Consider the following 26135-nt stretch of genomic DNA (forward strand, 5'->3'; position numbering starts at 1 on the left):
ATCCTACTACCTGTACACTATAAAGTACACAATTAACAGGATCCTTGTCTTCTATTCTAAAAATTCGTAAACCAAATTCAATAATGTCCTAAAAAAGTAACCTCTTAAGTTTAAGAAGTTACTTTTTTATCTTATTTTTATTGTTGAATTTTTAGAAAAATTCGCCTATTGAACAACTTTTAAAAAGCTTTCTAAGAAGCTGACAGAGTCTCCAACATAACTGTAATTTGAATAATTAAAAATAGGGGCTTCTGGATCTTTATTAATAGAAACAACTATTTCAGCACTACTAATTCCAGTTGTGTACTGTACTGCTCCATGAACACCTAGGTTAACAAGTAGTTTTGGTGCAATTGTATTTCCAGATTGCCCAATTTGATCATCTCCACTAAATTTAGGATGATCTGTTAAAGGACGAGTTACACCAATTTTAGCGCCTAATTTACGAGCGAGTTCTTCTGCTAAAAAGACCGCTTTTTCGTCTCCAGCTCCTCTACCCAAGGCAATTACTCGATCGGCATTAGCAATACTATCACTTTTAGAAAGAAGAGGTGTTTCTTCTATGATTTTTATCCGCTCTGCTTTTTTGAAGAACAAATCATTTATCTCTGTTATTCTAACTGATTGATTCAAATTTTTCTTAGCTTCAAACGTATTTGGTCGTACAGAAGCCATTTGTGGACGGTGTTTAGGACAGATAATTTCACACATAATATTGTCACCATAAGATGGTTTTATTTGAACCAATAAGTCATCATCAAATGCTAAATTTAAACAATCTGAGGTTAGACCTGTATTTAACTTTGCTTGTAATCGAGGTGCGATTGAACGTCCAACGACCGTAGCACCAAAGAGAATACTGTTTGGTCTACGACGATCTGCTAACTCTGCCATTAAACTAGCAATCTCAGAGTCAGTTGCATCTTTTAAGCGATCATCTTTTACAATGACAATTTCATCTGGGCCATACTCTTTGATTTTCTCTTCTAAGTTTTTATCGGTTGCTTCAAATAAAATCACAACGACTTTTTTATCGTTGGCGATTTCTTTAGCTTTAGTGATTAATTGGTAAGTAACCGGTTGAATTATTCCCACGTGCTTTTCTGCATATACCCAAATTTCTTGGTCAGTCATTTTTCTCAACCTCTCTTAGAGTAAATTACTCGCTCTCATTTGTATTAATAATTCACGAACCGCTTCATCGGGCGTGCCTTTAAGATAAGTTGTTTCTTTAGCTTCTTTTTCTGGCGCCCATACACTACGAACGATCGTTGGAGATCCTTTTAACCCTATCCTATTAGGATCAACAGATAGACTGTTTTCATCCCAAATGCGAATATTTTTTTGGTAACTTTGCTGAATATTACGAGGTGTAGGATAACGAGGTTCGTTCATTTCGCTACGAACCGTTACTACTGCTGGCAATTGAAATTCTATTTTTTGCTGCATATTTTCTAATAACCGAGTTGCTGTCATACCTTTTTTAACATGTCCAGCTAATTCACTGACAAATGTAATTTGTGGCCATCCTAAAAATTCAGAAACAATTGGACCAACTTGACTGGTGTCAGCATCAACAGATTGGCGACCTAACAAAACTAAGTCTACCTTTTCTAATTCCTTAATAGCTTGTGCTAATACGTAACCTGTTGCTAAAGTATCTGCTCCACCAAATTTTCTCGAGCTTAAAAGGATAGCATCATCGCAACCCATAGCTAGACCTTGTCGTAAGGTCATTTCAAAATCTGAGGGCCCCATAGATAATAGGATGACTTCTCCTCCCCATTCATCTTTTAAACGTAAAGCCGCTTCGATTGCATTTTTATCATAAGGGTTCATCACTCCTGGCTCTCCAGAGCGAATTAGATTTTTAGTAAGCGGATTAATTTTCAAATTATTAGAAACCGGTACTTGTTTGATACATACGACAATTTTCAAACTCATTAGATTTATTCCTCTCCTTCATTGACAACTTCTTTAGCTATTTCAATCATCATTTTTTCTAGTGATCCTTCAGCAAGTTGCAACGCACGAGCATCGCGGATTAAATGTTCTACGGGATATTCTTGGCTATATCCATATCCACCCAAAACTTGTAAAGCATGATCGGCTGCAGCATAAGAAGCACGACTGCCATATGATTTTGCCATAGTCGCTACTTTAGCATAAGATTTACCTGCCACTTTTAATCTAGCAGCCTCTTGATAAAGCAATTGAGTATTTTCTTTAGCAATCGCTATTTCTGTCATTTTTTCTTGAATAGAGTATAACTGGGTGATAGGCGCTCCTTTTACCTCACGTTGTTTTGCATAATCAACAGCGATAGCTAAAGCATGTTCCGTAATACCGGCAGCAATAGCACCCATTGAAATACGGGCGTCATAGTGAGCGTTATCGCCTATTTCCACACCTTGTCCTATTGTTCCAAGTAAATGTTCTTCACTGACAACAATGTTTTCCATGAAAATTTCTCCTACAGGTGTACCATTCATTCCAATAAAATTTTCCCTTTTTCCGTGTTTAAAACCAGGCATGTCTTCGTCTACAAGAAAGCAAGACAGCTCTGTTGGAGACGTTTTAAGAAGTACACAGTATACTTGAGCTAAACCGCCATTGGTAATCATAGTTTTGTTGCCATTTAAAATCCACTTATCGCCTTCTTTAACTGCTTTTGCAGTGTGTCCCATTACGTTGGATCCACCTTGTGGTTCTGTTGAAGAAAAACCAAAAATACGGTGATTTGCTTGAGGCAGATATTTTTCTTTCAACTCATCTGTTGCATATTTTAATACTTGATCTACAGACTTATAATGCCCTTCTAAAGTAAAGGCCATACTAGCATTACGAACAGCAAAATCATAAATAGTTTGAGAACTAGCAATGACGTCAAATCCAGCTCCACCGTATTCCTCTGGTATAGTTAACCCTAAAAATCCAGTATCTATCATTTTATCCCACAATTCTGTAGGGTAATTTCTTTCTTTATCAATTAGTATATCTAGCGGTTCTACCTCTTTATCCGTAAAGTCTACAACCATTTGATGCAACATAACTTGTGGTTGAGTTAGTTCTATACTCATGTCTTACACTCCCTTTGTTCAAATATACACAAGAATTCATTTGAAGACTTAATATGTTTAGTATAGTGGATTTCTTTTTGCATTCACTTGATTTAAATCAAGTACAATGATATTTTTAAAAGATACTAAGTTCTTTCTTACATTAAAAGAAAAATAAATGTAAAATTTAGAAGTCATAAATGAACGATAAAGGAGTGAACAAGTTGAAAAATAATCCATGTACACCACATGAATGTAAAGGCAAAGAGCAATTTTGTTTAAGTAACGTCCCTTTATTTCAATCCTTAACAACTGAGCAAATGAAAAAAATTCATTTACTGATTCACCATAAATATTACTCTCAAGGTGAGACAATCTATCGTCCTTTTGAAACGGCTGATTCTCTTTACATGCTAAAAAGTGGTAAGATTCGTATCTATCGACTATCCGATACAGGAAAAGAGCAATTGATCAGAATGGTTGATCAAAACGAATTTACTGGCGAATTAGCTTTATTTAAAAAGGGGATTTATGAGGCTTTTGCACAAGCACTAACAGATTGTTGTATTTGTGCGATTAAGCATGAAGATTTTCGTGAACTTCTCTTACAATACCCGAAAATTTCTATTGAAATGTTATCTACCATTTCTCAAAGACTAGGAGCTTCTGAGCAACAGACCGCTTGGGCAACTACTGAGACAGTAAGGGATAGATTGTTGCATTTTTTGATTAGTCTAGCTGACTCTACACAAGATGAACCCATTGTTGAATTAAAAATGGCTAAAAAAGATTTAGCTTCTTATTTAGGAACTACATCTGAATCAGTCAGTCGAGAATTAGCCCGATTGGAAAGAGAGACTATTATTAAAGAAGTTGCCTATGGGAAAATTAAATTATTAGCTCTTTCATAATTAGCGAGATAGATTTATTATTTTTTAATGCAAAGAAAGTTGCTAATAATCTGTTATTAGCAACTTTCTTTGGTGGATTTATTTAACTAAATCTATTTAATTTTTACTATTGGATTTTTATACCAGGCTTTTTAGCAATCTTCTGACGTTTTTTAGCATCCTATAAATTAGTCTATCTAGATATAAAACAATTACCTATCTTAACTCACTAACTTAGCAAAAGGGTCATCTCATTCCTATATCGTAGTTAGAATCAAGCTGCGTTCACTTTAGATTTATTCGTCGTCGTCATCTTCTCCCTCAAGAGCTGATTTACCGAGAAAAGCTTGCAGCATCCAAATTGTTTTATCCAAATAAGATTTATAATCAATCAGCAAATCTTCTAAAACGGCATCTTTTTCATTTTGTGCTAATACAATAGCTTTTCCAGTTACATCTCGCGTTGTCCGGTAGTCATCTACTAAATTTCCAACCATTTTTTCAGCGGATAAATATTTATCTGCAGCTGATTCCGGAATAAATGAATAGTGAACAAATTGTTCTGCAGTTGAAAAAGGTTTTGCACCGGATGCTATTAAATGTTCACCAAGTCCATCAAAATAGGATTCATTGTCCTTATATAACTCTTCAAATTTTTTATGAAGTGAAAAAAAGTCGGCGCCTTTGACATACCAATGGTACTGATGAAGTTTAATATGCAGCATCCCCTGGTTCGCGATAATATGATTAGTCATGGCTGCTGCAGTAGGATTATGGTGGTCGTGTTCTTTTGTATCCTGTATGAATTCTTGTTCCACTAATTCCTCATTTGTAAGTTCTTTTGTCATGTTTAATTCCTCCTAATTATTGTTTTATTCAATCATTCTCTTTAAAAAAGTATTTTACTAAAAAGATAGTTTTTTTAGACTTTTACAGGTATAACCGTTGGTTTAGGACTTGCTTGCTTATTTTTACGGTTAAAGCGAATCAAGCGCATTGCGTTTAAAATGACTACTAGCACGCTAGCTTCATGAATAAACATACCTGATGCTAAGTGGACACTCCCCATTAAGACGCCGCTTAGTAAAATCACGACCACACCTACTGCAATAAACATATTTTGTTTCATATTTCTAATAGTTGCTTTAGATAATGAATAAGCATGGGAAAACTGCATTAATTTATCGGCCATTAAAACGATATCAGCTGTTTCCATTGAAATGTCTGTTCCTCCTTCACCCATGGCTAATCCAATATCCGCTGTTGCAATAGCTGGCGCATCATTGATTCCATCGCCCGCCATAGCCACAATATGTCCTGAATTCTTTAGTTCTTTTATATAGTCTACTTTATTTTCTGGTAACAATTCTGCATGAAATTCATCTAACCCTAACTCTGTTGCAACGGCTTCGGCAGTATGTTTATTGTCACCTGTTAACATCACAATCTTTTTAATACCATTTCCTCTCATTTGTGCTAAAGCTTCTTTAGCATCGTCTCTGATTTGATCAGCAATGGAAACAACACCTGAAATCTCACCATCAAGTGCGATAAAAATAGCCGAATTCCCAGCTTTTTCGCGCTTGACCGCATACAATTCGACATCATTTGCTAGGGATATATTTTCATTCTTCATTAATTTGCGGTTCCCAGCTACAAGTTTGTAATCATCTACTATAGCTTTAATACCGTAACCTTTAATCGCTTCTCCATCCGTTAATTTTATAGCAGCTAAATCGAATCCCTGATTCTGCGCTTTTTTTACAATTGTCTGGCCTAAGTGGTGTTCAGAAATCGTTTCTGCTTTTGCTACAAGTTTCAACAAAGTATCTTTATTCATTTTATTAAACGTATGGATATCTGTAACTTCAGGTTTTCCTTTTGTTAGGGTACCTGTTTTATCAAAGACTAGGGTATCTACTTTAGAAAACTTGTCCATAATTTCTCCGCCTTTGATTAGTACGCCATTCTTCGCTCCATTCCCAATACCGGCAACACTTGAAACAGGTGCTCCAATAACTAATGCTCCAGGACAAGCAATGACTAGAAAAGTAATGGCCATATGCAAATCTCTGGTAAAAATATAAACGATAATAGATAAAACAACGACAGCCGGTGTGTAAATATTAGCGAATTTATCTAAAAATTTTTCTGCTTTTGATTTTGACTCTTGAGCTTCTTCTACTAGTTCAATGATTTTAGCGAAAGTCGTATCGTCTCCGACTCTTTCAGCAATCATTTCAAGGTAACCTGTATCCAGGATTGTTCCACTAAAAACTTTATCATCTATTGATTTAGCAGATGGAATAGCTTCACCAGTAATCGCAGCTTCATTGATAGAAGCATTACCAGAAACGATCCTACCATCAACAGGAATTTTCCCTCCAGGATGGATAATAACGCGGTCCCCTTTTTCAACCTCTTCAACAGGTATTTTCTCTGCGTTTCCATTTGCACGTAATACCGTTGCTTCTTGAGGAGCCATATCAACTAATTCCCTTAACGAAGAACGGGTTTTTTCCAGTGTTCTTCTTTCTAGGTAATCCCCAAATAAGAATAAGAACGTTACAACAGCCGATTCGGTAAATTCCCCAATATACAAGGCACCAATAACCGCGATACTAACAAGCAAATCAATACTAAAAGCTTTCATTCGTAAAGCTTGAATAGCTTTGATAAAAATGGGTACACCTGCAAGGATGGTTGCGATGATTAAAGCGCTAGCTCCTATCGTTTTATTTCCTATAGAATTAGAAATAAATCCTAAAGTAATTAACATTCCTGAAAACGTCGTAATATGATTTTTATGATGGTTAATATGTGTAATCATTTTTTCTTCCTCCTTTACTTTAGCTAGTTCCTTTATAGCTTTATCTTACCTGTAATCCTTTAATTAAAAATTGATTGAGATCAAGATTACGAGAATACTTTTCTATTCTTATACCTTTAACAGATCAATTAAAATAAACGAACAATAAAAGAAGACCTCAGCCTATGCACTGAGATCTTCTTACTTTTATTAAGATAGTTTTGATGATAGTACTGGGTAGCCTAATTTTTGAATAGTCTCTTTAATTTCTGAAGCTTCAATCGTTGACTCATCAAATTCTGTTTTTACTTTACTAGAATTAAATAGTACTTTTACAGATTCTACACCTGTTGTTTTACTTAGTGTTGTTTCAATTTTTTTAATACAAGACGGACAAGTTAACGGCTCCAATTGATATACTGCTTTACTCATAATATTTTTCCTCCTATCTGTTGTTACACTTAGTATAAGAGTTATCACCAACAAAAAAATTGATCCTAATCAAGTTTTCTATATGAATCATTAAACATATCAGTAAAACTACAAAATACCTTCAATCTAACAAACGAACTAAACAAAGAATAATAACTAGAAAACTATCCCTTTCTCTCATCATTTATCCAATGGCTACAAGCCACATTTTAATTGACTGAGACAATTTGTACATGTATGGCAACCACCGATATCTTCAACAATCCCAATCCGGCAAATAGGACAAGTATTGCCAATTTCATTTCCGTAAACAACCACTTCTCCTACTCTGTCAGATTGATTTCTAGATGATTCCACATCAAACGAAGAATTAGCTTGATACTCTGTTTTTTGTTCTGCTTTTAAAGTTAACACTTGTGTGTCTCGACTGCCATCCACATAAACAGTTCCACCCTTAGCGCCTCCTTGATACAATCGATCGTATATTGCTTGGACCTGTTCAACGCTATAACCACTTGGTGCATTCACTGTTTTCGAAATAGAACTGTCAATCCATCGTTGAATCGTTGTTTGTGTATCAACATGAGCTTCAGGAGATAGCTCCATTGCTGAAACAAAATAGTCCGGCAACTGTTTCGCATCTTTTTCTGGATGTTCTTTTAAATAGTCTTGAACGATAGCCGCCTTAACCTCGATAAATTTTCCCAAACGTCCACTACGGAAATAACTAAAAGAGAAATAAGGTTCTAGACCGGTTGAAACACCTACCATTGTTCCCGTTGAACCAGTAGGCGCTATCGTCAATAAATGTGAATTACGGATACCATAGGTCAAAATATCTTGACGAATCTTTTCAGGCATCTGACTCATAAAGCCAGAATCGATGAACCGTTGACGCAATATTTGTGTTTCTGATTCTGTTTTTCCAATTAAAAATGGGAAACTGCCTCTTTCTTTTGCTAAGTTGATTGATTCTTCATAAGCACTTTGGGCGATTACTTTAAAAAGTGTATCGAGTAAAGCATTCGCTTTTTTAGATCCGTATTTTTGACCACAGTAAATGAGCAGGTCAGCTAGCCCCATAACACCTAACCCAATTCGACGTTCACCAAGTGCTTGTTTTTCATTTTCTTTGAGAAAGTATGGGGTAGCATCAATGACGTTATCTTGCATACGAATACTTGTTTTGACCGTTTGAACAAGCTTATCATACTTAATTATTCCAGTCTTTTTTTCGACCATATTAGCTAGATTGATTGCTGCTAAATTACAAACAGAGTAAGGTGCCAAAGGTTGTTCACCACAAGGATTAGTTCCGACTACTTTTTGACCGTAAGCTGTTGCATTTGTCATTCTATTCGCATTATCGATAAAGAAAATACCGGGTTCTGCTGCATAGGTTGCACAGATATTAATTAAATTCCATAATTCACGCGCTCGAATAGAACGATACGTCCTTACTTTTCTACCGCTTTTTTCCCATTCACGAACATCTCCGATATCTGACCAATACTGATTGTAATCTTTCATTTCTTCAACTGTATACTGTTCTATAGCTGGAAAACGAAGAGCATAATCAGAATCATTTTCGACTGCCTGCATGAAGTCATCTGTTAAGCAAATAGAAATATTTGCACCGGTTAAAAAATCAGGATCTTGAACACTATATATTCCACCTGTTTCTAGCTTTTCTTTTGCTTCTTGGATAATTGTTAGATCCATTTTTTCATCGTTAGTTAACTTACTTGGTCGTAAAATCATTTGGTAAATAGTTTTTTCTTTTGCTGTAAAAGGAGTGAAAACTAATTTTTTTTTTGCTAATTCTCTAATTTCTTCATCATTAGTCGTTTTAATCAAAAATCGAAGAATAGCTGGATTTTGCATTTTAGAGATAATAAACTCTAAGATATCTGGATGCCAGTCTGCTAGCATAATCATCTGAGCTCCCCGTCGGCTACCTCCTTGTTCGACAAGATGAGTCAAGCGGGCTAAGTCATCCAACCAGGAAACTGATCCAGAAGACTTACCATTTACACCATGAACCAGTGCGTGGCGCGGCCGTAAAGTAGAACCATTTGTTCCAACACCGCCACCTCTACTCATAATTTCCATAACTTGTTTACGGTGATCAGATATACCGGATCGTGAATCTGGTATGTAAGGCATAACGTAACAGTTAAAGTAAGTAACCTCTATTCCAGACCCTGCACCATAAAGTACTCGACCAGCTGGGATAACATTTAGTGCCATTAACTCTCTATAAAAATTTTCAAAAGAAGCTTGTTGTTTTTCAATTGTTGATTCAACTGATGAAAGTCCAGTTGCATTACGCTTTGCAATTTGTTCGTAATAAATTTCTAATGGTTTTTCAACTGCTGCTAATGAACGAGTAATCAATCCGGTTTTTTGTTCCTCTTCATTTTCTAGCTGACCTCGATACTCTTCATCTACTAAAATAATGGCTTTTTGTTCAGCTAATAAAAGCCCAGAGATAAATCCAATCCCACGTGCAGGGTATTGCGGATCTTCTTTCAAGGTTACAACAACTAAGTCTCCTTTTGTCAGAGTTAGTTGGGCAGTATCTTTAAATGCGTAACGATCAATCAAAATCAAACGTGAAACACCACTGAAAGTTGTTGACATCTCCTCTGTAACAGGAAAAACAGTTGGGAAATATAAAATATCTTCATTTAACTTTGCTACGTTTAATACTGGTTTTGATACGGTATTTATCATCATTTCTATCACTCCATCATTTTGTCATTAAGTATCCTTGGTCGTCTTAAAAATAAAAAATTCACTATATATAGTATCTTAATTTTATTTTACACCACATATAGTGTTTGTAAAGACTTGTATTTAAAAGAAATTTGTGTAAACTGAATGAGAATGAAGAAATTTATAAAACGGGAGGGTATCATGCAAATTTATACAAAAAGAGGCGATTATGGGAATACAAACTTGATTGGTGGACGGACAATTTCAAAAGATGCTATTCGAGTAGAATCCTACGGTACATTAGACGAACTAAATTCATTAGTTGGGGTAATCATTAGTCAAATGACTGAAGAAGAACTAGTCCTAAAAAAAGAATTAGCAGAAATTCAGCTTCTTTTATTTGATTGTGGAACAGATTTAGCCACATTAGAAGGAACAAGAGACTACCTTATCACAAAAGAAGCAGTAGAATGGCTGGAGAGTCGAATTGATGATTACTCAACGGAGCCTCCTACAATAGAAAAATTTGTTCTTCCAGGTGGCGATCCTGTTGCTAGTTTTTTACACTTAGCTCGAACAGTCACTAGAAGAGCAGAACGCATTATCGTATCTTTAGGTAAAACAGAAAAGATTAATCGAGTCGTTATGATTTTTATTAATCGACTATCTGATTACTTTTTTTCCTTAGCACGTGTAGTAAATTCACGAAAAAAAATTAAAGAACCCTTTTATGAAAAAGGAGGAAAAGTCTTTCATTCTGAGCTGAAAAAAGAAACCATTCCAAAAACACACTATTAAAATGATTTTCTATGACTTATCCTAATAAACTTTTTACTTATTTAAAATACTCATTTTATTCAACTGGAGGAAAAAATATGTATAAACTAAAATCTCTATTATTTTTAGGCTTAACTGTTATCTTAACTGCTTGTGGAACACCTGCAACTAGTGAAGCAACTAATAGTCAGGTCAGACCTGAACAAGCTAGTTCCATTTCAATACCAGAAACAGTGGAGGTAACTATTGTCTTTGAAGTAGACCAAAAAGAGCAGGCTGATATGGAGAGATCTTTAAAAGTGGAAGAAGGCACAACCTTATTAAATGCTTTGAACGCGGAATATGAAGTAGAAGAAACAGATGGGTTTATCACTGCTATCGATGGTATCGTACAAGATGATTCAAAAAATAAATGGTGGCTCTATTCTGTAAACGGTGAGGATGGAACAGTCGGTGCTGCTAACTACAAAATAAAGAAAGATGATCAAATAAAATGGTCTTTAAACGGAAATTAGACTCATCTATGAAATGATTCAACTTTTTTGCTCTATTTAACTATAAAAAATACACCCCAACTAGTTAGATTTCCCCTCTAACTATTGGAGTGCCGTACAAAACTGATAAATAAACCTTTTTTATTCTTACCTGATGGTTACTAGTTTACTCTAAAATAATGTTGTATTAATCTTGTTCATTGGGATCATTACGTGCATCTTCATGTGTTTCATGAATCGTTCCTGCAACATGATCTGGTCCTGCATAAATGGTATATAATTTTAAGGGCTTGTCGCCTGTGTTTAAAATATTGTGCCACATATCTGCTGGTACAAAAACAGCATCGTCATCTTTAACTTCTTGTTCAAAGTTTAAGTTATCTTCTGTAGGACCCATCTTACATACTCCTTGTCCTTCTTCAATACGGATAAACTGATCAATACCATGATGTACTTCTAAACCAATATCATCATTAGGCTGAATAGACATGATCGTTACTTGTAATTTTTCACCAGTCCACATCGTTGTTCGATACGTTTCATTTTGTATAGTAGCATCTTCGATATCCACTACGTAAGGTTTTTTTCCGAATTCTTTATCGCTAATGTTCATTTTTATTCCTCCTAATTTAATTAAATATTATTTTGTAATCATTATAAACTGAGCACACTAAAATCATACTAGTAAATGAAGCAAAAAGCAAGGAACTGTGTTTAACTTTCTGATTATATTTTCAAGTATTAGTCTCTTCTCAACGCTTCTACAGGGTCTAATTTAGCTGCTTTATTTGCAGGAAGCAATCCTGCTAAAACACTTATAATCATACTGACAGAAACTCCAGCTAATGCAAACATCGGAGTCATAGTAAAGACTGTTGCATCAAAGATACTTTCAATAAAACTATTTCCGATAGCTGATAATCCATATGCAATTCCAACACCAAGAGTACCGCTAAAAAATCCTATCAAAAATGATTCAGAGACAAAAATTCTTCTACTATCTTTTTTACGTCCACCAATTTCTTGTGTACATTCTACAATACTGATATACAGAGTAGAATCAGCACGCTCAATTTTCATCTTTAGTTTGCTCTAAGTTATATTCTTCATCTTATTTTAACCTTGTTCTAGGTTTTTTTAGCAGTATATCGTTTAATCAGCAACGACGACTGATTCCCAAAAATTTTCATAGATAAACTGCTCATCTTCTTTTCGGATAAAGCGTAGATCAAAATAAGCTGGACTATCTCCCGCTTTAAAGCAAACTTGAATGTGACCATGGTTTTTTTTCATAAGCCACTTAGTTGATGAACGAGTAAAGGATTGAGTAGTTGGTCGTGCGATAAATAATTGAACGGTTGAGAAACCTTGAAACTGCTGCAACCATATTGTTTGATTTCCTTGAATAGCATATCCTTGTTTTTGGCTCTTGATCCATTGAAAGATAAGTAAGAAAACGAGAATAATAAAAACAAGTAAACTCATCCATCTTGTTATAAACCAACCTCCTAGGACAAAAGGTATCCCCACTGCTATTGTCCAACGCCAGAAGTACCATAGTTCTCTTTTTGTAACAAGTTGAATGTTGGGTTCGGTTATGGGCCTATCAGGAAGAAAGTTAGCTAAAGTTTTATACATTGTTTTTGTTTGAATTAGTGGAAAAAGTAAAACTTTTTTTGACGCCAAACCTTCTCCTTCTTTTTCTTGTCCACCCATCAAAACTAGCTCCACTGAAGACAGTCCAAATAAGTTGCGTATAAGTTGTTTATGAACTTTAATCGCCTGTATTTTTTTTAAGGGTATTTTCTGAATTTTCCTTTCAACTAACCCATATTCAACAGAAAGAGTCTCTTCTTCAAGCGTTGCCTTGAACTGATAAAATAAGATGAAATTTTTTAGTAAAGATAAAAAAACAATCCCAATAACGCCTATAACAAAAGCTACCACGCTTACAATCCACTGTAAGTCATTCATCCACAACTCTATGTTTGTAAAAAAACTAGTTGGAATCCAGTCACCAAAAAAAGAAAAAGCTGTTCCAAAAACAAGAAATACTGTCATATCTGTTAAAGCATATAAAACAATCTGTTTATTTGATAAAATAAATGACGTTTTGCTGGAGGATACAGCTTGGTTTTCTTGCTTACGTTCAGAACGGAGACTATACTGCAATTTTTCAATTGTTTGTATCAGTGAACTATCTACCGCTGTTAAAGAAGCTTCTGCTTCTCCAGGTGTACTACTAGCTGTTTCGATTAAAAGTTCAACTACTTTAAACGGTTTAAAAAAGAACCACTGGCGTTGTTTAATCGTTTGTATCCGATCATAATAAATATCTGTTTCTCTTTTTTTTAGTAATCCTCTATAAATAATTATTTTTTGCGGTGTTAGTTGATACGTTTGTGTAAAATACTTAAAGACACTCGATAAAATAACCAGTACTAAAATGGCACCCATAGCTCCTAGTTGATAGATGCTTATTTCATCCATATTTATCCCGATGATAAAAATAAAAACTAACCAACTTCTTATTCCTTTGATGAAATAAACGAACATAACTAAAGGATGAAATCTTTTTCGCTCATTAGTCATCGCTACTTGCCTCCTCTACTCTTTCAAGTAAGCTCTCGCGTAACTTTTCTGATTCTTCTAGAGATAGACCAGCGATACGATGAGCTGTAGCAGCAGTATAGATAACCAATTCCATCAAATTTTCTCTTCTCAAAAATGGACCCTGTTCTGTTTCGATATGTTGAATACGAGAAAAAGGAACATAGGTAATCGAACGGAAAATATAGCCTTTTTGAAAAACAACCTCTTTGATCGTTAGTTCATAACGAAAATAATGGTAGCGATAATTTATTAGTAAAAAATTAAAGATAAATAAGAGCAAGATAAGCGCAAAATAACTACTGAATATTACATACCACGTACCATTAGCTAATTTAAAATAAGTTAACGTACTTATAATCCCTATACCAAGTAATAAAAGAACACTAAATGTAAGGAAACTCGTTTTTTTCCAAACTTTTTTTATTGATGCTGGTAATTGATTCTTTAATAAAGGGTAATTCATTGTTAGTCTCCTTTTTAATTGATTTTATTCAATTTTACTATAACGTGAGAAAAACTACAAAGTTAACTTTTTTTACTTAAGTACAAAAAGGCTCATTCTTCGCGTTTAGCTAGCACTATCTAGTATACTAAAAGAAAACAAACTAAAAGGTCTCTCTACTAACAGAAAGGAGCTACTGTTATGAACTATATTCGTGACTTCATTGATACTTATCCCTTATTAGTTAATATTAGTTGGTTTTTCATCTTTTTTGTTATTCTTTATGGTGTTCGCCGTTTTATTTTAAATCGTTTGTATAAAGGCTTGAAAGATTCTGGACATTGGTATGTTGCTCGAAAAGTCGCTCGTTGGGTAAATAACTTTATCTTATTTATTGTTTTTATCTCTATTTTCGGTCGCAATCTTTCTGGTTTTACAACAGCTATAGGATTAGCTGGTGCTGGAGTTACTTATGCTTTAAGAGAAGTTATTGTGAGTATTGCAGGATGGTTTGCTATTTTGTTTGGTGACTTTTTCGAAACAGGAGACCGTGTTCTGCTTGGAGGAATAAAAGGTGACGTAGTCGATATTGGTATTTTGCGTACGACGTTAATGGAACTTGGTGAGTGGGTAGATGGCGATCAGTATACTGGTAGAATTGTCCGAGTAGCAAACAGTTATATCTTTAGCTCTCCTGTTTATAACTACAACGCTGATTTTGAGTTTTTATGGGATGAAATTATGATTCCTTTGCGCTTCGAAAGTGATATGAGGTTAGCCAAAACGATTTTATTAGAGCTAGCCGAAGAACAAACAGGACAATACAACACAGAAGCGGCTATTGCTTGGGAAAAAATGAAAAGACGGTATAAATTAGAAAATGCTTCTTTAGAGAACCAAGTCTATCTTAGTTTTAATGACAACTGGGTAGAAGTAAGCTTGCGGTATGTAGTTGACTACCGAGAACGTCGCGGTGTCAAAGATCAACTTTTCTCAGAAATCCTTCGTCGATTTGAACAAGAAGGAGAGCGCATAGAGATAGCTTCTGAGACAATTGAGATTATCTCTGGTGGGAGTACGAAAGTAAACTAATTTTAACTATCAGCAATATCATCTAATTCGTTTATCCATCGACTGATTATCTAGTTTGCTCATATCAACGAAATAAGGCAGTTGCCATAGTTTGGTTTTTAGTGCTTGTTTACTAGTTGGGTTATCCCAAATAGGATAGACTCTTATTCCCATTTTCCCTTTTGGTCAGATACGTTAATGCTTCATAAAAATCATGCACTTTTTTTATTCCTCCTTGATCATTAAAAATCGTTCTAAAGATAAAAGTAATGTTACACTTAATGGAAAAATCACTAGTATTGAACTGAAATTGTTTGTTTCACTTTTATTGCTCTATAAAAAAATACTTGCTGTCATAAAAAGACCCGAAAATATATTTTTCAGGTCTTTTTATCTACATTTTTTTATATCCTCTATTGATCGTTCATTTGACTAACCTAAAGCTACATCTAAAGTCATCATAATAATAAAGCCAACCATTAGTGCTAATGTAGCACTATCTTTGTTTCCATTTGTCTGAGATTCGGGTATGAGTTCTTCGACGGTAACAAATATCATTGCTCCTGCTGCAAAAGATAAAGCATATGGTAAAAGAGCAGTAATTGAAATAACGGTTATTGCTCCAATGACTGCTGCTATAGGCTCAACGATTGCAGAAAGTTGTCCGATATTAAAAGCCCGCCACCGGCTACTGCCAGCTGCTCTTATAGGCATAGACAAAGCAGAACCTTCAGGAATATTTTGAATCCCAATTCCTAAAGCAAGCCCAACAGCGCTCATAAAGGCATCGCCGTTTGCTGCTCCAATAGCGGCAGCTCCAAAAGCTACACCAACGGATAAGCCTTCAGGAATATTATGGATTGTAATAGCGAGAAACAAAAGTAAATTTTTAGATGCCTTCGTCTTAGGCCCTTCACTATTTTCTATAGGTTCGTTTAAATGCAAATGTGGAATAATCACATCAATTAACCTTAAAAATAATCCACCTGCTAGAAATCCTATCGCAGCAGGAAACCAAGACCAAGAACCGTAATCATTTTGCTCTGCAAAAGAAATAGATGGTGCTAGCAAAGACCAAAAAGACGCCGCAATCATCACTCCTGCTGCAAAGCCATTCATTATATCTAAAAACTTACGATTAACTGTTTTAAAAAGAAAAACGAATGAAGAACCAAGAATTGTACAACCCCAAGTAAATAAACCCGCTATTAAAGCTTGTAATACTGGGTGAAATGAAGTAAATGTATCTATAATAACTATCCTCTCCTTTTATAAAATCATAATCTATTTTATTATTCAAATCAATTTAAGTTTAGTGTTTTTATTCATTTAACCTTATTTTCTTATGGTACCCTCATTTGATTAGATAATAAACTACTTATTTCCATCTGCTCTGAGCTCTTTTGTGAGATTGACTCAATCCTGTTCTATTTACTTTTTTAAGTGAAGAATCTTAAAAAAGCCATAAACTGTATTTCCTTACTTTTTTTTGGTAAACTTGACTATCAGAATGGTCTACACAATTTCTATTTTAATCCATTATTTACATGAAAGTTGAGGAGATACAAATGAAAATTGCTATTATTGGAATGGGTGTTGCTGGTATTGGTGCACTTAGAGAATGGACTAAAGAAAAAGAAACTAATCCCTCGATTGAACTTACTGTCTTTGGTGATGAAGATACATTTGGTACCGGTGCACCGTATCAAAAAGACAATGAAAAATTAGTTATGAATCAAGCAGCTGGAACCATCACTATTGTACCGGAAAATAAAAAGGATTTTGTAGAGTGGCTCCAAAGCACCAAAAATGAAACAGAACCCGCAGCAAAACATTATCCTCGTGAGCTTTTTGGTGAGTATTTAAAAGATCGAATGAATGATTGGCTTGTCCAATCTAATGCAGAAATTGTGAAGGAAGAAATTGTAAGTGTACAACTGCTTAAAAACAAGCAACTTCAATTGACTTCGTCTTCTCTAGTAAAAAATTTCGATGCTGTCCATCTATGTATCGGAGGTCTTGCTTATAAGGACTCTTACCACTTAATTGATCACCCAAATTTTATTGTTAATCCGTTTCCAGTTGAAAAAACCATGCCTTTCATTCCAAAAGGCGCAACCGTTGGCGTCTTGGGTACTGGTCTGACAGGTATCGATATTTTTAGGTACACACAGTATCATCGACCTGATTTAACCGTATCGTTCTTTTCTCCTTCTGGACGCTTTAAATCCATTCGTGGTCAAGCTGATGCGATTGATTATCGCTTTTTTACAACTGAAAATATAAAACAGGCTAAAGAGAAAAACAATGGTTTTATCCCATTAGACACGTATGTCGAATGGTTTAAAAAAGAAGCGGATTACCAGCAGTTATCCTTAAAAGATAATTGGGGAAATAATCAGCTCGGCTCAAAAGAAACACTTAAAAAGGAGTTAACCGACTCTAAAGAAATTGGCGCTATTCAAAACTTACTTCACGATATGAGTCCCTTTTTACCAGAGATATGGATGGCTTTAGAAGAGACAGACAAACAACGTTTCTTTGATTTGTATTATGAAAGATGGGACAAACTACGAAGTTCGTTCCCTGTAGCTACTGCTAAAGAATTAGTAGCTGCTTGGCAAGCCAACACTATTACGGTGTCTGACAGCTTAGTGGACGTTATTGAAGAAGAAAATTCGTTTAAACTTGTTTTAAAAGATCAAGATCCACAGTATGTAGACTATCTTATTAATGCTACCGGTACTGAAAAAAAAGTTTCCTATCAAGTAGACCGGATGCCACTTTTAAAACAGTTGATCAATGAGCGTCTTCTCCAACCGGAAACATTTGGTGGGGTTCAAATGAGCTTGCCAGACTTTAGTGCGGTTAGTCAAAGACATGGTATTCTTCATACTTTGAAGGTACATGGGGAATTAATTTCTGGTATACAATTTGGCAATAACTCTGTCAACATGGTTTCTGAAAGTGCACGACCAGCCGTTCAAGATATAGTCCATCACTTAAAAACGAGCTAATGGCTAATACGTTAAAACCCCACTGATAGAAAATATCAGTGGGGTTTTTGGCCAGTCTATTTACCTCATTTTATGTTGTTTAACTTTTCTTTTACTAAAAGAAGAAAGTTCGCTAAAACCCACTCTCTCTAGATGGTTTATTTCATCCGACATTCCTGCGTAATACTCTTTTACTGAATGAGCATCAGAGCCAACTGTTATGATCTTCCCACCCAATTCTTTGTACTGAATCAGGACTTCTTCTTTTGGTAAGATGGTTTTTAAAGGTCCTCGTAAACCAGACGTATTTAACTCAATTCCTTTGCCTTTTTTAATGACCGTTTTTAAGATCAAGTCTATTATTTCTTTGTATACTTTATACTCATAGTCCTTAACAACAAAAGGGGCATAGCGAACGATATAATCTAGGTGTCCTATAACATCAAAGTTAGTAAAATTCTCCACCATTTCTAACATGAGTTCAAAGTACCTCATGTAGGAGTCATATTGTGACTTTCCTTGATAGAAATCACCTAAATAAAGATCTTTTCCATCTCCATAATGAATCGAACCAATAACAAAATCAAAAGGATACTCATTTAATAACTCATTGATTTGATTTTTATAATTAATTTCGTATCCTATTTCTATTCCTACTCTTATTTCAATTTCATATTGTTCTTCAAAGCGCTTCATTACTTTGAAGTACTCTTGATAGTCTATTTGCTTTTTGAAAGCTTCTTCTATTGCACCCATATCTGCATGATCAGTGAATATAACATAGTCTAAACCACGTTTTTTTGCTTCAATCAAGTAGTCTGCTATCTTCGCTTCACTATCTGGAGAATAAGAAGTATGGACGTGCTGATCTGTGTATAACAAGTTAGCTCCTCCTTATTTCATTCGCTTAGCTAATTCCTCATAGAGACTACCAAGCGGAACCCCTTCATTGACAAGTAAAACGAGTAGGTGATAAACTAAATCACTCGCTTCATAGACTAATTCTTCTTTATTATTTTTTGCACCAATAATAACTTCTGCAGATTCTTCACCCACTTTTTTAAGAATCTTGTCTATTCCCTCATCGAATAAATATGCTGTATAAGATCCTTCAACTGGATTTAGTTTTCTATCCAATACAACTTTATATAAATCTCCAATCGTATTCTTATGAACTGTTGAACTTTTCAATTCATTTGTGAAACAAGAGTATGTTCCCGTATGACAGGCTACACCAGTTTGAACGACCTTTATAAGGATCGTATCGCCATCACAATCGTAATGAAAACTTTTTACCTCTTGACTATTCCCAGAAGTCGCTCCTTTTTTCCATATCTCTTTTCTAGAACGAGAATAATAGTGCGCTATATTTGTGTCTAAGGTTAACTGAACCGATTCTTCATTCATATATGCTAACATCAAAACTTCTCCCGTAGCGATATCTTGAGCTATTGCAGGGACTAGACCATTTGCATCATATTTTATTTCCATTTATAAACTCACCTCTAATCCCTTTGATTTCATGTATTGTTTCAAGTCACCAATTTCGATTTCTTTGTAGTGAAAGACACTCGCTGCCAAAACACCGCTAGCCTTACCTTTTGTAGCTGCCTCAACAAAATCTTCTAACTTACCAGCACCACCTGATGCAATAACTGGAACAGATACCGCAGATGCTAGTGTATTTAATAGCTCAATATCGTATCCTTCTTTCATTCCATCTGCATCAATACTATTCACCACTAATTCTCCAGCTCCGAGTTTCACAGCTTCTATCGCCCATTCTACTGCGTCAAGACCCGTATCTATTCTTGCCCCATTTGTAAATATTCGCCAGTTGTCTTCCCCTACTTTTTTAATATCCATTCCCAAAACGACTGCTTTTGAACCAAATTTTTCTGAAGCTTCTTTAATTAATCCAGGTGTTTTCACTGCTCCAGAATTAATGGACACTTTATTCGCACCTTTATCCATAATGTTTGTAAAGTCTGCTAAGGTCTTAACTCCTCCGCCTACGCAAAGAGGAATCGTTATTTTCTCTACTACTTTTTCAATAAAATCTAGTGATACATTTCTTTTTTCATTAGTAGCTGTGATATCATAAAAAACGAGTTCGTCAGCACCTGCTTTTGAATAATAGTCCGCTAAAACTTCAGGGTCATCTACATCTACAATCTGATCGAACTGTTTACCCTTTACTACTCTACCATCCCTAACGTCTAAACAAGGAATCACTCTTATTAACATGTTAAAACCTCCTGTAAGTCTAATTTCCCATCATATAAAACTTTTCCAATAATTGCTCCATAAAGTCCCATTGACTTTAATCTTTTAACATCTTCTAACGTAGTAACTCCTCCTGAAGCAATCACTTCTATTGAGGTTTTTCCAATTAACTCTTCGTATATTTCAAAATTAGGACCACTTAACATCCCGTCTTTTGCAATATCCGTGTAAACTATTCGATTCAAACCATAAGATTCAAGTTCTTTTATATAGTCTATCGCTTTAACATCAGAAACTTGTTCCCATCCATCAGTGGCTATAAATCCATTACTAGCATCAATCGAAACAATTAGTTTATCACCATATTGTGAGATAACTTCTTTCATCCATTTAGGATTTTTAAGAGCAGCCGTTCCTATAATCACTTGGGAAATACCTAAATTTAACAGTGTTTCTATTCCTTGAGAATCTCTAATTCCACCACCTAACTGAATAGGTATTGTCACGTTTTGAATGATCTTTTTTACAACTTCTTCATTTAAGCGAATACCATTTCTAGCTCCGTCGAGGTCTACTAAATGCAACCATTCAGCTCCAGTATCTTCCCATCTTTTAGCTACTTTTACAGGATCTTTTTCATATACCGTCATTTTTTCATAAAGACCTTGCTCTAATCTGACACACGATTTATCTTTGATATCAATCGCTGGATAAATAAACACTTTATCAACTCCTTCATTCCCTTTATTTACTTAACTATTTCAACTACTTTATTACAATACGCCTTTCGTACTTATAATCTCATCATCAACAAGAGATACAGCTTCTCTCATCGCTCTTCCTAATCCCTTAAAGACGGCTTCTATCTTGTGGTGGTCATTTTCTCCTCTCATCACATCAATGTGAAGAGTAAGCCCAGCAGACATAGCAAAGCTATAGAAAAACTCTTTGAAACATTGATTTTCCATTTCTCCTATCTTTTCAGATCTGAATGCTAGATTTTCAACTAGAAAAGGCCGATTAGAAATATCGATAGCGACAAGTGCTAGACTCTCATCCATAGGTGTGATTGGAGAAGCAAATCTGGCAATCCCTCTTTTATCTCCTAGGGCTTCTTTGAATGCAGCCCCTAAGGAAAGTCCAATGTCTTCAACGGTGTGATGGGTATCTACCTCTAAATCTCCCTCACACTCAACCGTCAAATCGAATTTCGCATAAAAAGCCATTGCTCTTAACATATGATCAAAAAAACCAATTCCAGAATGGATAGAAATCTTTCTAGATCCATCTATGTTTAAAAGTAAATCTATCTTTGTTTCCAACGTTTGTCGTGTAATCTTAGCTTGTCGCATGTTGTACCTCCTCTATTATCTTCCTAACACTGTCATTCTCTTGGGGTGTACCAATAGTTAGTCTATAGTATCCTTCAAGTTTTCCTGAAAAACTCCTAATCAACACGCCTTTGTTTTCTAATGCATCAAATACTGCTTTCGGTGCTTGGAAAAATAAAAAATTAGCTTCTGATGGAAAAGCCTTTAAGTCTTGCTCTTGTAAAAAAATTTTCATCTTTTCTCTTTCTTTTTTGATCATCTCACTATTTTTATTCGTACTCTCTTGATCATTGAGAGCTTTCAAACCCATTTCTTGAGTCAAAGCATTTACATTATAAGGAGAGCGTACCCGATTGATGTAGCCAATACTTTCTTTGTCAGCAATCATGTACCCCAATCGAATTCCAGCTAGCCCCATCGCTTTAGAAAAAGTTCTTAAAACGAGCATGTTTTTGAATTCTTTCGTAAAATCCATTTTCGGTTCATTCGTAAATTCAATGTACGCTTCATCTAAAATAACCATAGCATCGACTGATGTCAGGATTTTTTTGATTTCTTCTCTTGGAATAAAAAGACCCGTTGGATTATTTGGATTACTAATAATAACTAACTTAGCTTTTTTTTCTTGAATAAAGTCTATAAAACCTTCAATATTTAGCTTTTTCTTATCGTCTAGCGGATACTCTTCGTAATTTCCTTTATGGATAATGGTAAAAATCTGGTACATACTAAAGGTAGGGGAAAAACTAACAACCGTTTCTCCTGCTTCTAAATAAGCTTTCATAGCTAATTCAATTAATTCACTAGACCCATTTCCAAGTACGATTTCATCTTTATCCTTTCCCAGTTGTTTTGCTAATTCTCTTCTTAATGTATCGCTTTTATCTAGGGGATAACGATTTAGACCTTTGATCCACTCCACACCTTCATTTGCATCTAACTTAATCGTAAAATCCTTATTTATAACTTCATAAGCCGTTAATTTTTTTATTTCTTCTCTTACGTATTTTTCCACTTTATTGTTCCTCCATTCGCACCTTGATAGAATTAGCATGGCCTGTCAATCCTTCATTATTAGCGATTAACAAGATATCTTCTGATGCCTGTCTAAGCGCTTCTTTCGAATAATAAATAAGAGAAGTTTTTTTGTAAAAGTCATCAACACTCAGAGCAGAAGAAAATCTTGCCGTTCTTGAAGTAGGCAGCGTATGATTCGGACCAGCATAATAATCCCCTAAAGGTTCAGGTGAATATTCTCCCAGAAAAATAGCGCCTGCGTTTCTAATTTTTTTGTAGTCTTCAAATGGATTTTCAGTCAGTATCTCTAAATGTTCTGGCGCAAAATCATTGGCTAGTTCAAAGCAGTGTTCTTTCGTATCACAAAGAATAATTGCACCATATTCAGAAAGAGCTTCTCTAGCTATCTCATTGCGCTCAAGCAGTTGAAGCTGGATTTCCACCTCTTTTTGAATAGCCTTTGCTTGACTAAGAGAGTCTGTTACGACTATACTCGCAGCTCGTTTGTCGTGTTCTGCTTGGGCTAACAGATCGGCCGCAATAAAAGTTGGGTTGGCTTTCTCATCTGCAATAATCAGCACTTCACTTGGTCCAGCAATCATATCAATACCCACTAATCCAGATACTTTGTGCTTAGCCATAGCTACATAGATATTTCCCGGTCCAACAATTTTATCTACTTTAGGAATCGTTTCACTACCGTAACAAAGAGCGCCGATTGCTTGTGCTCCTCCAATTTTATAGATTTGGTCAACCCCCAATAAATCAGCTGTCACTAAAACAGAATCTTTTATCTTGCCATTTTTATCTGCTGGCGTTGTGATGACTATTTCCTTTACTCCTGCTAAGTTTGCCGGTATCGCATTCATCATCACCGTGGAAGGATAAGAAGCTGTTCCACCTGGGATATATAAGCCTACTTTCTCAATTGGCATCACCATTTGGCTAAGCATGATAGCTGGACTTTCGTTTATCGTAAACCCTTCTTTTACTTGTTTTTTATGAAAAGCAGTGATATTTTTAATCGCATTTTTCAAGGCTTTTTCCAAATCCTTATCAATAGCTTGCTTAGCTGCTTCTATTTCTTCTTGAGTTACTTTTAAGTTTTCCAAATTATTTCCGTCATATAATTGGGTAAATTTTACTAATGCCTTATCGCCATCTATTCTTACCTCTTCCAATATGTGATCAACTGTTTCTAGTACTTCTGTCGAGTCCATCTGGCTACGAGATAGAATGTTCGCTATTTTTTCACTCTCTTTGCTTGCCTCTATTAGTTTAATCATCGTCTTTCACCTAGAACCTTTTCTATTTTTTTTATCTCCTCATAGTTGAATCGATAACTGACTTTATTCACAATCAGACGAGCACTGATTGGGTCCAATTCCTCTAGAACAACTAATCCATTATCTTTCAGAGTTGTTCCAGTTTCTACTATATCGACAATGACCTCGCTTAATCCCATTAAAGGTGCCAATTCAATTGCTCCTCCTAATTTTATTATCTCTATCTTTTGTCCTCTATCCTCAAAAATAGAATAAACATAGGAAGGATATTTTGTCGCTATTTTTAAAACATCATTCTTTTTAACTAAGTCTTGATTCTCAAAACCAGCTACAACAAATTTGCACTTACCATAATTGAGGTCTAATAGCTCATAGACATCTTTATTCTCTTCTAGAATAGTGTCTCTACCTACGATACCCATATCTGCTACGCCTTTTTCAACGTAAGTAACCACGTCACAAGGTTTAACAAAGATAAAATGGATTGTTTTAGTCGCATTAGTAAAAATTAGTTTTCTAGAATCTTCTTCCATTTCAATCGCATATTCTGTTTCTTCAAAAAGTTTTAATCCTTTTTTTCCAAGTCGTCCTTTTGCTATCGCTATCGTTAGAGTATCCACTAATTTCCCCCCTCCATTCTAATTTCAGTAACAACATTCATATCAATCATAAAACCTATTGCAGAAACGGTTAAACCGTATTTTTCAGTTGACTTGTCGTAGCGACCGCCACTCAAAATCTTGGTTGGCTTGTTTGAACAATACCCTTTAAAAATGATGCCGTCGTAATAGTCAAGGTCTGGTACCATTGAAAGATCAACTTTGATAGTATCCGCCACACCCTTATCAAAGAAATACTCATTAAGGCTTTCAAGAGAACGAATAGCCTTTTGCATTTCTTTATTTGCTTCATAGGTTTTAGCCAAAGTAATCACTTTTTCCATGCTCCCTTGCATGTCCAATAGATTCATTAGCATAGTATTTTCAAGTTTTAATGACTTCAGTTTTTCTTCAAGCCCATCACGATTTTTTCTACTAATTAGTTTTTTTATAGCCTGTTCATCACTGACTGCTAGCTTTCTTTCTTTGAAAAAACTATCTAAATAGCTACTGGAACCAAGTTCTAAAATATACTTTTCATCTACTTTTGACATCAAGTTTAAAGCCATTTCAACAATCTCTCTATCTCCATTAATTTGGTTATCTCCTAATGATTCAATCCCCATTTGATAGTCTTCAGCTATTTTCCCTCTTGATTCATTTCTATAAATTTTAGAATTATAGTACACTTTTAGAGGCTTTTTTCCATCCCATTTAGCAAAAATTTGACTTAGAATGTTCGTTGTAATATCTGGTCTTAAAACGTATATCTTAGACTCTCCACCTAAAACTTTTACCGTCTTAGCCAAATCAGGATTAGCCGTTGAGTTAATAAAATCACCATAATCTTGAAATGTGTTTGGTTCAATTAAAGAAAAACCTGTTTTTTCAAAATAATTCTCAATACCCCTTTTGATGTCTTTTTTTATTTTTGTTTTTTCTAATTCTTGGGCAATTGTTCTAAACTGCATGTAACTCTCTCCTTTTTTTTATGAATTTGTAAAAAAGTATACAAAAAAACCATATAGAAAATCTATATGGTTTGATTACTTCCCATCATAGATTCATGCTCTAGTTAAAATAAACTAAACAGAGCATGCATCTATGAACTAATTTTTGGCCATTAGTTCATGGTTACAGACTCTACTTCATATGATGGTTATGATGGTTCTTACTTACATTTTTCTCAATTTTTAGATTTTTCGCTTGGTTTACTTTCATTGTGTCTTCCTCCTTTTTATCTTGTTATTTTCTTTTTTAGTTGGATTTTTTATGTATGTTTAGATTTTTCTCTTTTGAAATTTGATTTAATGAAAGATAACATTACCAAAAGAATTAAGCAAGCTTTAACGATTAGTATTTTTTCAAATTTATT

At 34.9% G+C, this 26135-nt stretch carries 27 protein-coding genes; 5 read left to right on the forward strand and 22 right to left on the reverse strand.

The window, feature by feature from the left end; genetic code table 11:
- Positions 1 to 165 precede the first annotated feature (165 nt).
- From ACMHYH_RS09370 to ACMHYH_RS09380, 3 genes are read right to left on the reverse strand one after another with little or no spacing between them, the layout of a single operon-like run.
- Complete coding sequence (locus ACMHYH_RS09370; RefSeq protein ID WP_414839139.1) at positions 166 to 1134, reverse strand: electron transfer flavoprotein subunit alpha/FixB family protein; 969 nt, start codon at positions 1132 to 1134, stop codon at positions 166 to 168.
- A gap of 15 nt (positions 1135 to 1149) precedes the next feature.
- Positions 1150 to 1938 carry an electron transfer flavoprotein subunit beta/FixA family protein gene (locus ACMHYH_RS09375; protein WP_414840382.1) on the reverse strand — a complete coding sequence of 263 codons (789 nt, stop codon included), beginning with the start codon at positions 1936 to 1938 and terminating at the stop codon, positions 1150 to 1152.
- 11 nt (positions 1939 to 1949) lie between these two features.
- Positions 1950 to 3080, reverse strand: coding sequence for an acyl-CoA dehydrogenase family protein (locus ACMHYH_RS09380; RefSeq protein WP_414839140.1), 1131 nt, complete (start codon positions 3078 to 3080; stop codon positions 1950 to 1952).
- A 203-nt stretch (positions 3081 to 3283) separates the two neighbouring features.
- Between ACMHYH_RS09380 and ACMHYH_RS09385 the strand changes: the two genes are divergently transcribed.
- Positions 3284 to 3970, forward strand: a complete 687-nt coding sequence (locus tag ACMHYH_RS09385) for a Crp/Fnr family transcriptional regulator (RefSeq protein WP_414839141.1) — start codon at positions 3284 to 3286, stop codon at positions 3968 to 3970.
- 275 nt (positions 3971 to 4245) lie between these two features.
- Here the strand turns inward: ACMHYH_RS09385 and ACMHYH_RS09390 are convergent, their stop codons facing one another.
- From ACMHYH_RS09390 to ACMHYH_RS09405, 4 genes are all read right to left on the reverse strand, one after another.
- Entirely contained in the window at positions 4246 to 4797 is a 552-nt protein-coding gene (locus ACMHYH_RS09390) for a Dps family protein (RefSeq protein WP_414839142.1), read from the reverse strand.
- Positions 4798 to 4871: 74 nt separating this feature from the next.
- Positions 4872 to 6779, reverse strand: coding sequence for a heavy metal translocating P-type ATPase (locus tag ACMHYH_RS09395; protein ID WP_414839143.1), 1908 nt, complete (start codon positions 6777 to 6779; stop codon positions 4872 to 4874).
- A 189-nt stretch (positions 6780 to 6968) separates the two neighbouring features.
- Positions 6969 to 7190, reverse strand: a complete 222-nt coding sequence (locus tag ACMHYH_RS09400; RefSeq protein ID WP_414839144.1) for a heavy-metal-associated domain-containing protein — start codon at positions 7188 to 7190, stop codon at positions 6969 to 6971.
- A 195-nt stretch (positions 7191 to 7385) separates the two neighbouring features.
- The gene (locus ACMHYH_RS09405) at positions 7386 to 9929 is read right to left on the reverse strand and encodes a vitamin B12-dependent ribonucleotide reductase (protein WP_414839145.1); all 2544 of its coding nucleotides are present in this window, start codon (positions 9927 to 9929) and stop codon (positions 7386 to 7388) included.
- Positions 9930 to 10109: 180 nt separating this feature from the next.
- On the opposite strand from ACMHYH_RS09405, the gene ACMHYH_RS09410 reads away from it, so the two are divergent.
- Both ACMHYH_RS09410 and ACMHYH_RS09415 read left to right on the forward strand, forming a co-directional pair.
- Entirely contained in the window at positions 10110 to 10706 is a 597-nt protein-coding gene (locus ACMHYH_RS09410; protein ID WP_414839146.1) for a cob(I)yrinic acid a,c-diamide adenosyltransferase, read from the forward strand.
- A 77-nt stretch (positions 10707 to 10783) separates the two neighbouring features.
- A complete protein-coding gene (locus ACMHYH_RS09415; RefSeq protein ID WP_414839147.1) occupies positions 10784 to 11200 on the forward strand; it encodes a DUF4430 domain-containing protein in 417 nt (138 codons plus the stop codon).
- A 166-nt stretch (positions 11201 to 11366) separates the two neighbouring features.
- Here ACMHYH_RS09415 and ACMHYH_RS09420 read toward each other — a convergent pair whose 3' ends face one another.
- From ACMHYH_RS09420 to ACMHYH_RS09435, 4 genes are all read right to left on the reverse strand, one after another.
- The gene (locus ACMHYH_RS09420) at positions 11367 to 11792 is read right to left on the reverse strand and encodes a cupin domain-containing protein (RefSeq protein WP_414839148.1); all 426 of its coding nucleotides are present in this window, start codon (positions 11790 to 11792) and stop codon (positions 11367 to 11369) included.
- Between the two features lie 128 nt (positions 11793 to 11920).
- The gene (locus tag ACMHYH_RS09425) at positions 11921 to 12259 is read right to left on the reverse strand and encodes an ABC transporter permease (RefSeq protein WP_414839149.1); all 339 of its coding nucleotides are present in this window, start codon (positions 12257 to 12259) and stop codon (positions 11921 to 11923) included.
- Between the two features lie 72 nt (positions 12260 to 12331).
- Positions 12332 to 13771 carry a PH domain-containing protein gene (locus tag ACMHYH_RS09430; protein ID WP_414839150.1) on the reverse strand — a complete coding sequence of 480 codons (1440 nt, stop codon included), beginning with the start codon at positions 13769 to 13771 and terminating at the stop codon, positions 12332 to 12334.
- Positions 13764 to 14255 (reverse strand): PH domain-containing protein, encoded by a 492-nt coding sequence (locus tag ACMHYH_RS09435; protein WP_414839151.1) that lies wholly within the window; start codon positions 14253 to 14255, stop codon positions 13764 to 13766. Before ACMHYH_RS09435 ends, ACMHYH_RS09430 begins: the two co-directional genes overlap by 8 nt.
- Before the next feature lie 180 nt (positions 14256 to 14435).
- Here ACMHYH_RS09435 and ACMHYH_RS09440 point away from each other — a divergent pair, with 180 nt between their 5' ends.
- Positions 14436 to 15326 (forward strand): mechanosensitive ion channel family protein, encoded by an 891-nt coding sequence (locus ACMHYH_RS09440; protein ID WP_414839152.1) that lies wholly within the window; start codon positions 14436 to 14438, stop codon positions 15324 to 15326.
- A gap of 18 nt (positions 15327 to 15344) precedes the next feature.
- Here ACMHYH_RS09440 and ACMHYH_RS09445 read toward each other — a convergent pair whose 3' ends face one another.
- Together ACMHYH_RS09445 and ACMHYH_RS09450 are read right to left on the reverse strand one after the other, a co-directional pair.
- Complete coding sequence (locus ACMHYH_RS09445; RefSeq protein WP_414839153.1) at positions 15345 to 15479, reverse strand: MepB family protein; 135 nt, start codon at positions 15477 to 15479, stop codon at positions 15345 to 15347.
- Between the two features lie 258 nt (positions 15480 to 15737).
- Entirely contained in the window at positions 15738 to 16556 is an 819-nt protein-coding gene (locus ACMHYH_RS09450) for a ZIP family metal transporter (protein ID WP_414840383.1), read from the reverse strand.
- 317 nt (positions 16557 to 16873) lie between these two features.
- On the opposite strand from ACMHYH_RS09450, the gene ACMHYH_RS09455 reads away from it, so the two are divergent.
- The gene (locus ACMHYH_RS09455; RefSeq protein ID WP_414839154.1) at positions 16874 to 18322 is read left to right on the forward strand and encodes an FAD/NAD(P)-binding protein; all 1449 of its coding nucleotides are present in this window, start codon (positions 16874 to 16876) and stop codon (positions 18320 to 18322) included.
- A 60-nt stretch (positions 18323 to 18382) separates the two neighbouring features.
- Here ACMHYH_RS09455 and ACMHYH_RS09460 read toward each other — a convergent pair whose 3' ends face one another.
- Genes ACMHYH_RS09460 through ACMHYH_RS09500 form a run of 9 tightly spaced genes read right to left on the reverse strand, consistent with a single transcriptional unit; the run spans position 18383 to position 25731 of the window.
- Positions 18383 to 19183, reverse strand: coding sequence for a histidinol-phosphatase HisJ family protein (locus ACMHYH_RS09460; RefSeq protein WP_414839155.1), 801 nt, complete (start codon positions 19181 to 19183; stop codon positions 18383 to 18385).
- A gap of 12 nt (positions 19184 to 19195) precedes the next feature.
- Complete coding sequence (hisIE, locus tag ACMHYH_RS09465) at positions 19196 to 19792, reverse strand: bifunctional phosphoribosyl-AMP cyclohydrolase/phosphoribosyl-ATP diphosphatase HisIE (RefSeq protein WP_414839156.1); 597 nt, start codon at positions 19790 to 19792, stop codon at positions 19196 to 19198.
- Positions 19793 to 20548: an imidazole glycerol phosphate synthase subunit HisF gene (gene hisF, locus ACMHYH_RS09470; RefSeq protein ID WP_414839157.1), complete on the reverse strand. Its 756-nt coding sequence runs from the start codon at positions 20546 to 20548 to the stop codon at positions 19793 to 19795.
- Entirely contained in the window at positions 20542 to 21249 is a 708-nt protein-coding gene (hisA, locus tag ACMHYH_RS09475; RefSeq protein WP_414839158.1) for a 1-(5-phosphoribosyl)-5-[(5-phosphoribosylamino)methylideneamino]imidazole-4-carboxamide isomerase, read from the reverse strand. Before hisA ends, hisF begins: the two co-directional genes overlap by 7 nt.
- 51 nt (positions 21250 to 21300) lie before the next feature.
- Positions 21301 to 21879: an imidazoleglycerol-phosphate dehydratase HisB gene (gene hisB, locus ACMHYH_RS09480; protein WP_414839159.1), complete on the reverse strand. Its 579-nt coding sequence runs from the start codon at positions 21877 to 21879 to the stop codon at positions 21301 to 21303.
- The gene (hisC, locus tag ACMHYH_RS09485) at positions 21866 to 22873 is read right to left on the reverse strand and encodes a histidinol-phosphate transaminase (RefSeq protein WP_414839160.1); all 1008 of its coding nucleotides are present in this window, start codon (positions 22871 to 22873) and stop codon (positions 21866 to 21868) included. Before hisC ends, hisB begins: the two co-directional genes overlap by 14 nt.
- Before the next feature lies 1 nt (position 22874).
- Positions 22875 to 24161, reverse strand: coding sequence for a histidinol dehydrogenase (gene hisD, locus ACMHYH_RS09490; RefSeq protein ID WP_414839161.1), 1287 nt, complete (start codon positions 24159 to 24161; stop codon positions 22875 to 22877).
- Positions 24158 to 24781, reverse strand: a complete 624-nt coding sequence (gene hisG / locus ACMHYH_RS09495) for an ATP phosphoribosyltransferase (protein ID WP_414839162.1) — start codon at positions 24779 to 24781, stop codon at positions 24158 to 24160. The genes hisD and hisG overlap by 4 nt, the downstream gene beginning before the upstream one ends.
- Positions 24781 to 25731: an ATP phosphoribosyltransferase regulatory subunit gene (locus tag ACMHYH_RS09500; protein WP_414839163.1), complete on the reverse strand. Its 951-nt coding sequence runs from the start codon at positions 25729 to 25731 to the stop codon at positions 24781 to 24783. Before ACMHYH_RS09500 ends, hisG begins: the two co-directional genes overlap by 1 nt.
- Positions 25732 to 26135 lie beyond the last annotated feature (404 nt).

Source organism: Carnobacterium sp. TMP28, from assembly GCF_047553015.1.
Classification (GTDB): Bacteria; Bacillota; Bacilli; order Lactobacillales; family Carnobacteriaceae; genus Carnobacterium_A.

What these genes read in the sequence shown, in the direction of transcription:
- ACMHYH_RS09370 (WP_414839139.1), bottom strand. Translation starts at nt 1,134, where the DNA reads ATGACTGACCAAGAAATTTGGGTATATGCAGAAAAGCACGTGGGAATA.
- ACMHYH_RS09380 (WP_414839140.1), bottom strand. Translation starts at nt 3,080, where the DNA reads ATGAGTATAGAACTAACTCAACCACAAGTTATGTTGCATCAAATGGTT.
- ACMHYH_RS09390 (WP_414839142.1), bottom strand. Translation starts at nt 4,797, where the DNA reads ATGACAAAAGAACTTACAAATGAGGAATTAGTGGAACAAGAATTCATA.
- ACMHYH_RS09395 (WP_414839143.1), bottom strand. Translation starts at nt 6,779, where the DNA reads ATGATTACACATATTAACCATCATAAAAATCATATTACGACGTTTTCA.
- ACMHYH_RS09400 (WP_414839144.1), bottom strand. Translation starts at nt 7,190, where the DNA reads ATGAGTAAAGCAGTATATCAATTGGAGCCGTTAACTTGTCCGTCTTGT.
- ACMHYH_RS09405 (WP_414839145.1), bottom strand. Translation starts at nt 9,929, where the DNA reads ATGATGATAAATACCGTATCAAAACCAGTATTAAACGTAGCAAAGTTA.
- ACMHYH_RS09410 (WP_414839146.1), top strand. Translation starts at nt 10,110, where the DNA reads ATGCAAATTTATACAAAAAGAGGCGATTATGGGAATACAAACTTGATT.
- ACMHYH_RS09415 (WP_414839147.1), top strand. Translation starts at nt 10,784, where the DNA reads ATGTATAAACTAAAATCTCTATTATTTTTAGGCTTAACTGTTATCTTA.
- ACMHYH_RS09420 (WP_414839148.1), bottom strand. Translation starts at nt 11,792, where the DNA reads ATGAACATTAGCGATAAAGAATTCGGAAAAAAACCTTACGTAGTGGAT.
- ACMHYH_RS09425 (WP_414839149.1), bottom strand. Translation starts at nt 12,259, where the DNA reads ATGAAAATTGAGCGTGCTGATTCTACTCTGTATATCAGTATTGTAGAA.
- ACMHYH_RS09430 (WP_414839150.1), bottom strand. Translation starts at nt 13,771, where the DNA reads ATGACTAATGAGCGAAAAAGATTTCATCCTTTAGTTATGTTCGTTTAT.
- ACMHYH_RS09435 (WP_414839151.1), bottom strand. Translation starts at nt 14,255, where the DNA reads ATGAATTACCCTTTATTAAAGAATCAATTACCAGCATCAATAAAAAAA.
- ACMHYH_RS09440 (WP_414839152.1), top strand. Translation starts at nt 14,436, where the DNA reads ATGAACTATATTCGTGACTTCATTGATACTTATCCCTTATTAGTTAAT.
- ACMHYH_RS09445 (WP_414839153.1), bottom strand. Translation starts at nt 15,479, where the DNA reads ATGGGAATAAGAGTCTATCCTATTTGGGATAACCCAACTAGTAAACAA.
- ACMHYH_RS09455 (WP_414839154.1), top strand. Translation starts at nt 16,874, where the DNA reads ATGAAAATTGCTATTATTGGAATGGGTGTTGCTGGTATTGGTGCACTT.
- hisIE (WP_414839156.1), bottom strand. Translation starts at nt 19,792, where the DNA reads ATGGAAATAAAATATGATGCAAATGGTCTAGTCCCTGCAATAGCTCAA.
- hisF (WP_414839157.1), bottom strand. Translation starts at nt 20,548, where the DNA reads ATGTTAATAAGAGTGATTCCTTGTTTAGACGTTAGGGATGGTAGAGTA.
- hisB (WP_414839159.1), bottom strand. Translation starts at nt 21,879, where the DNA reads ATGCGACAAGCTAAGATTACACGACAAACGTTGGAAACAAAGATAGAT.
- hisD (WP_414839161.1), bottom strand. Translation starts at nt 24,161, where the DNA reads ATGATTAAACTAATAGAGGCAAGCAAAGAGAGTGAAAAAATAGCGAAC.
- ACMHYH_RS09500 (WP_414839163.1), bottom strand. Translation starts at nt 25,731, where the DNA reads ATGCAGTTTAGAACAATTGCCCAAGAATTAGAAAAAACAAAAATAAAA.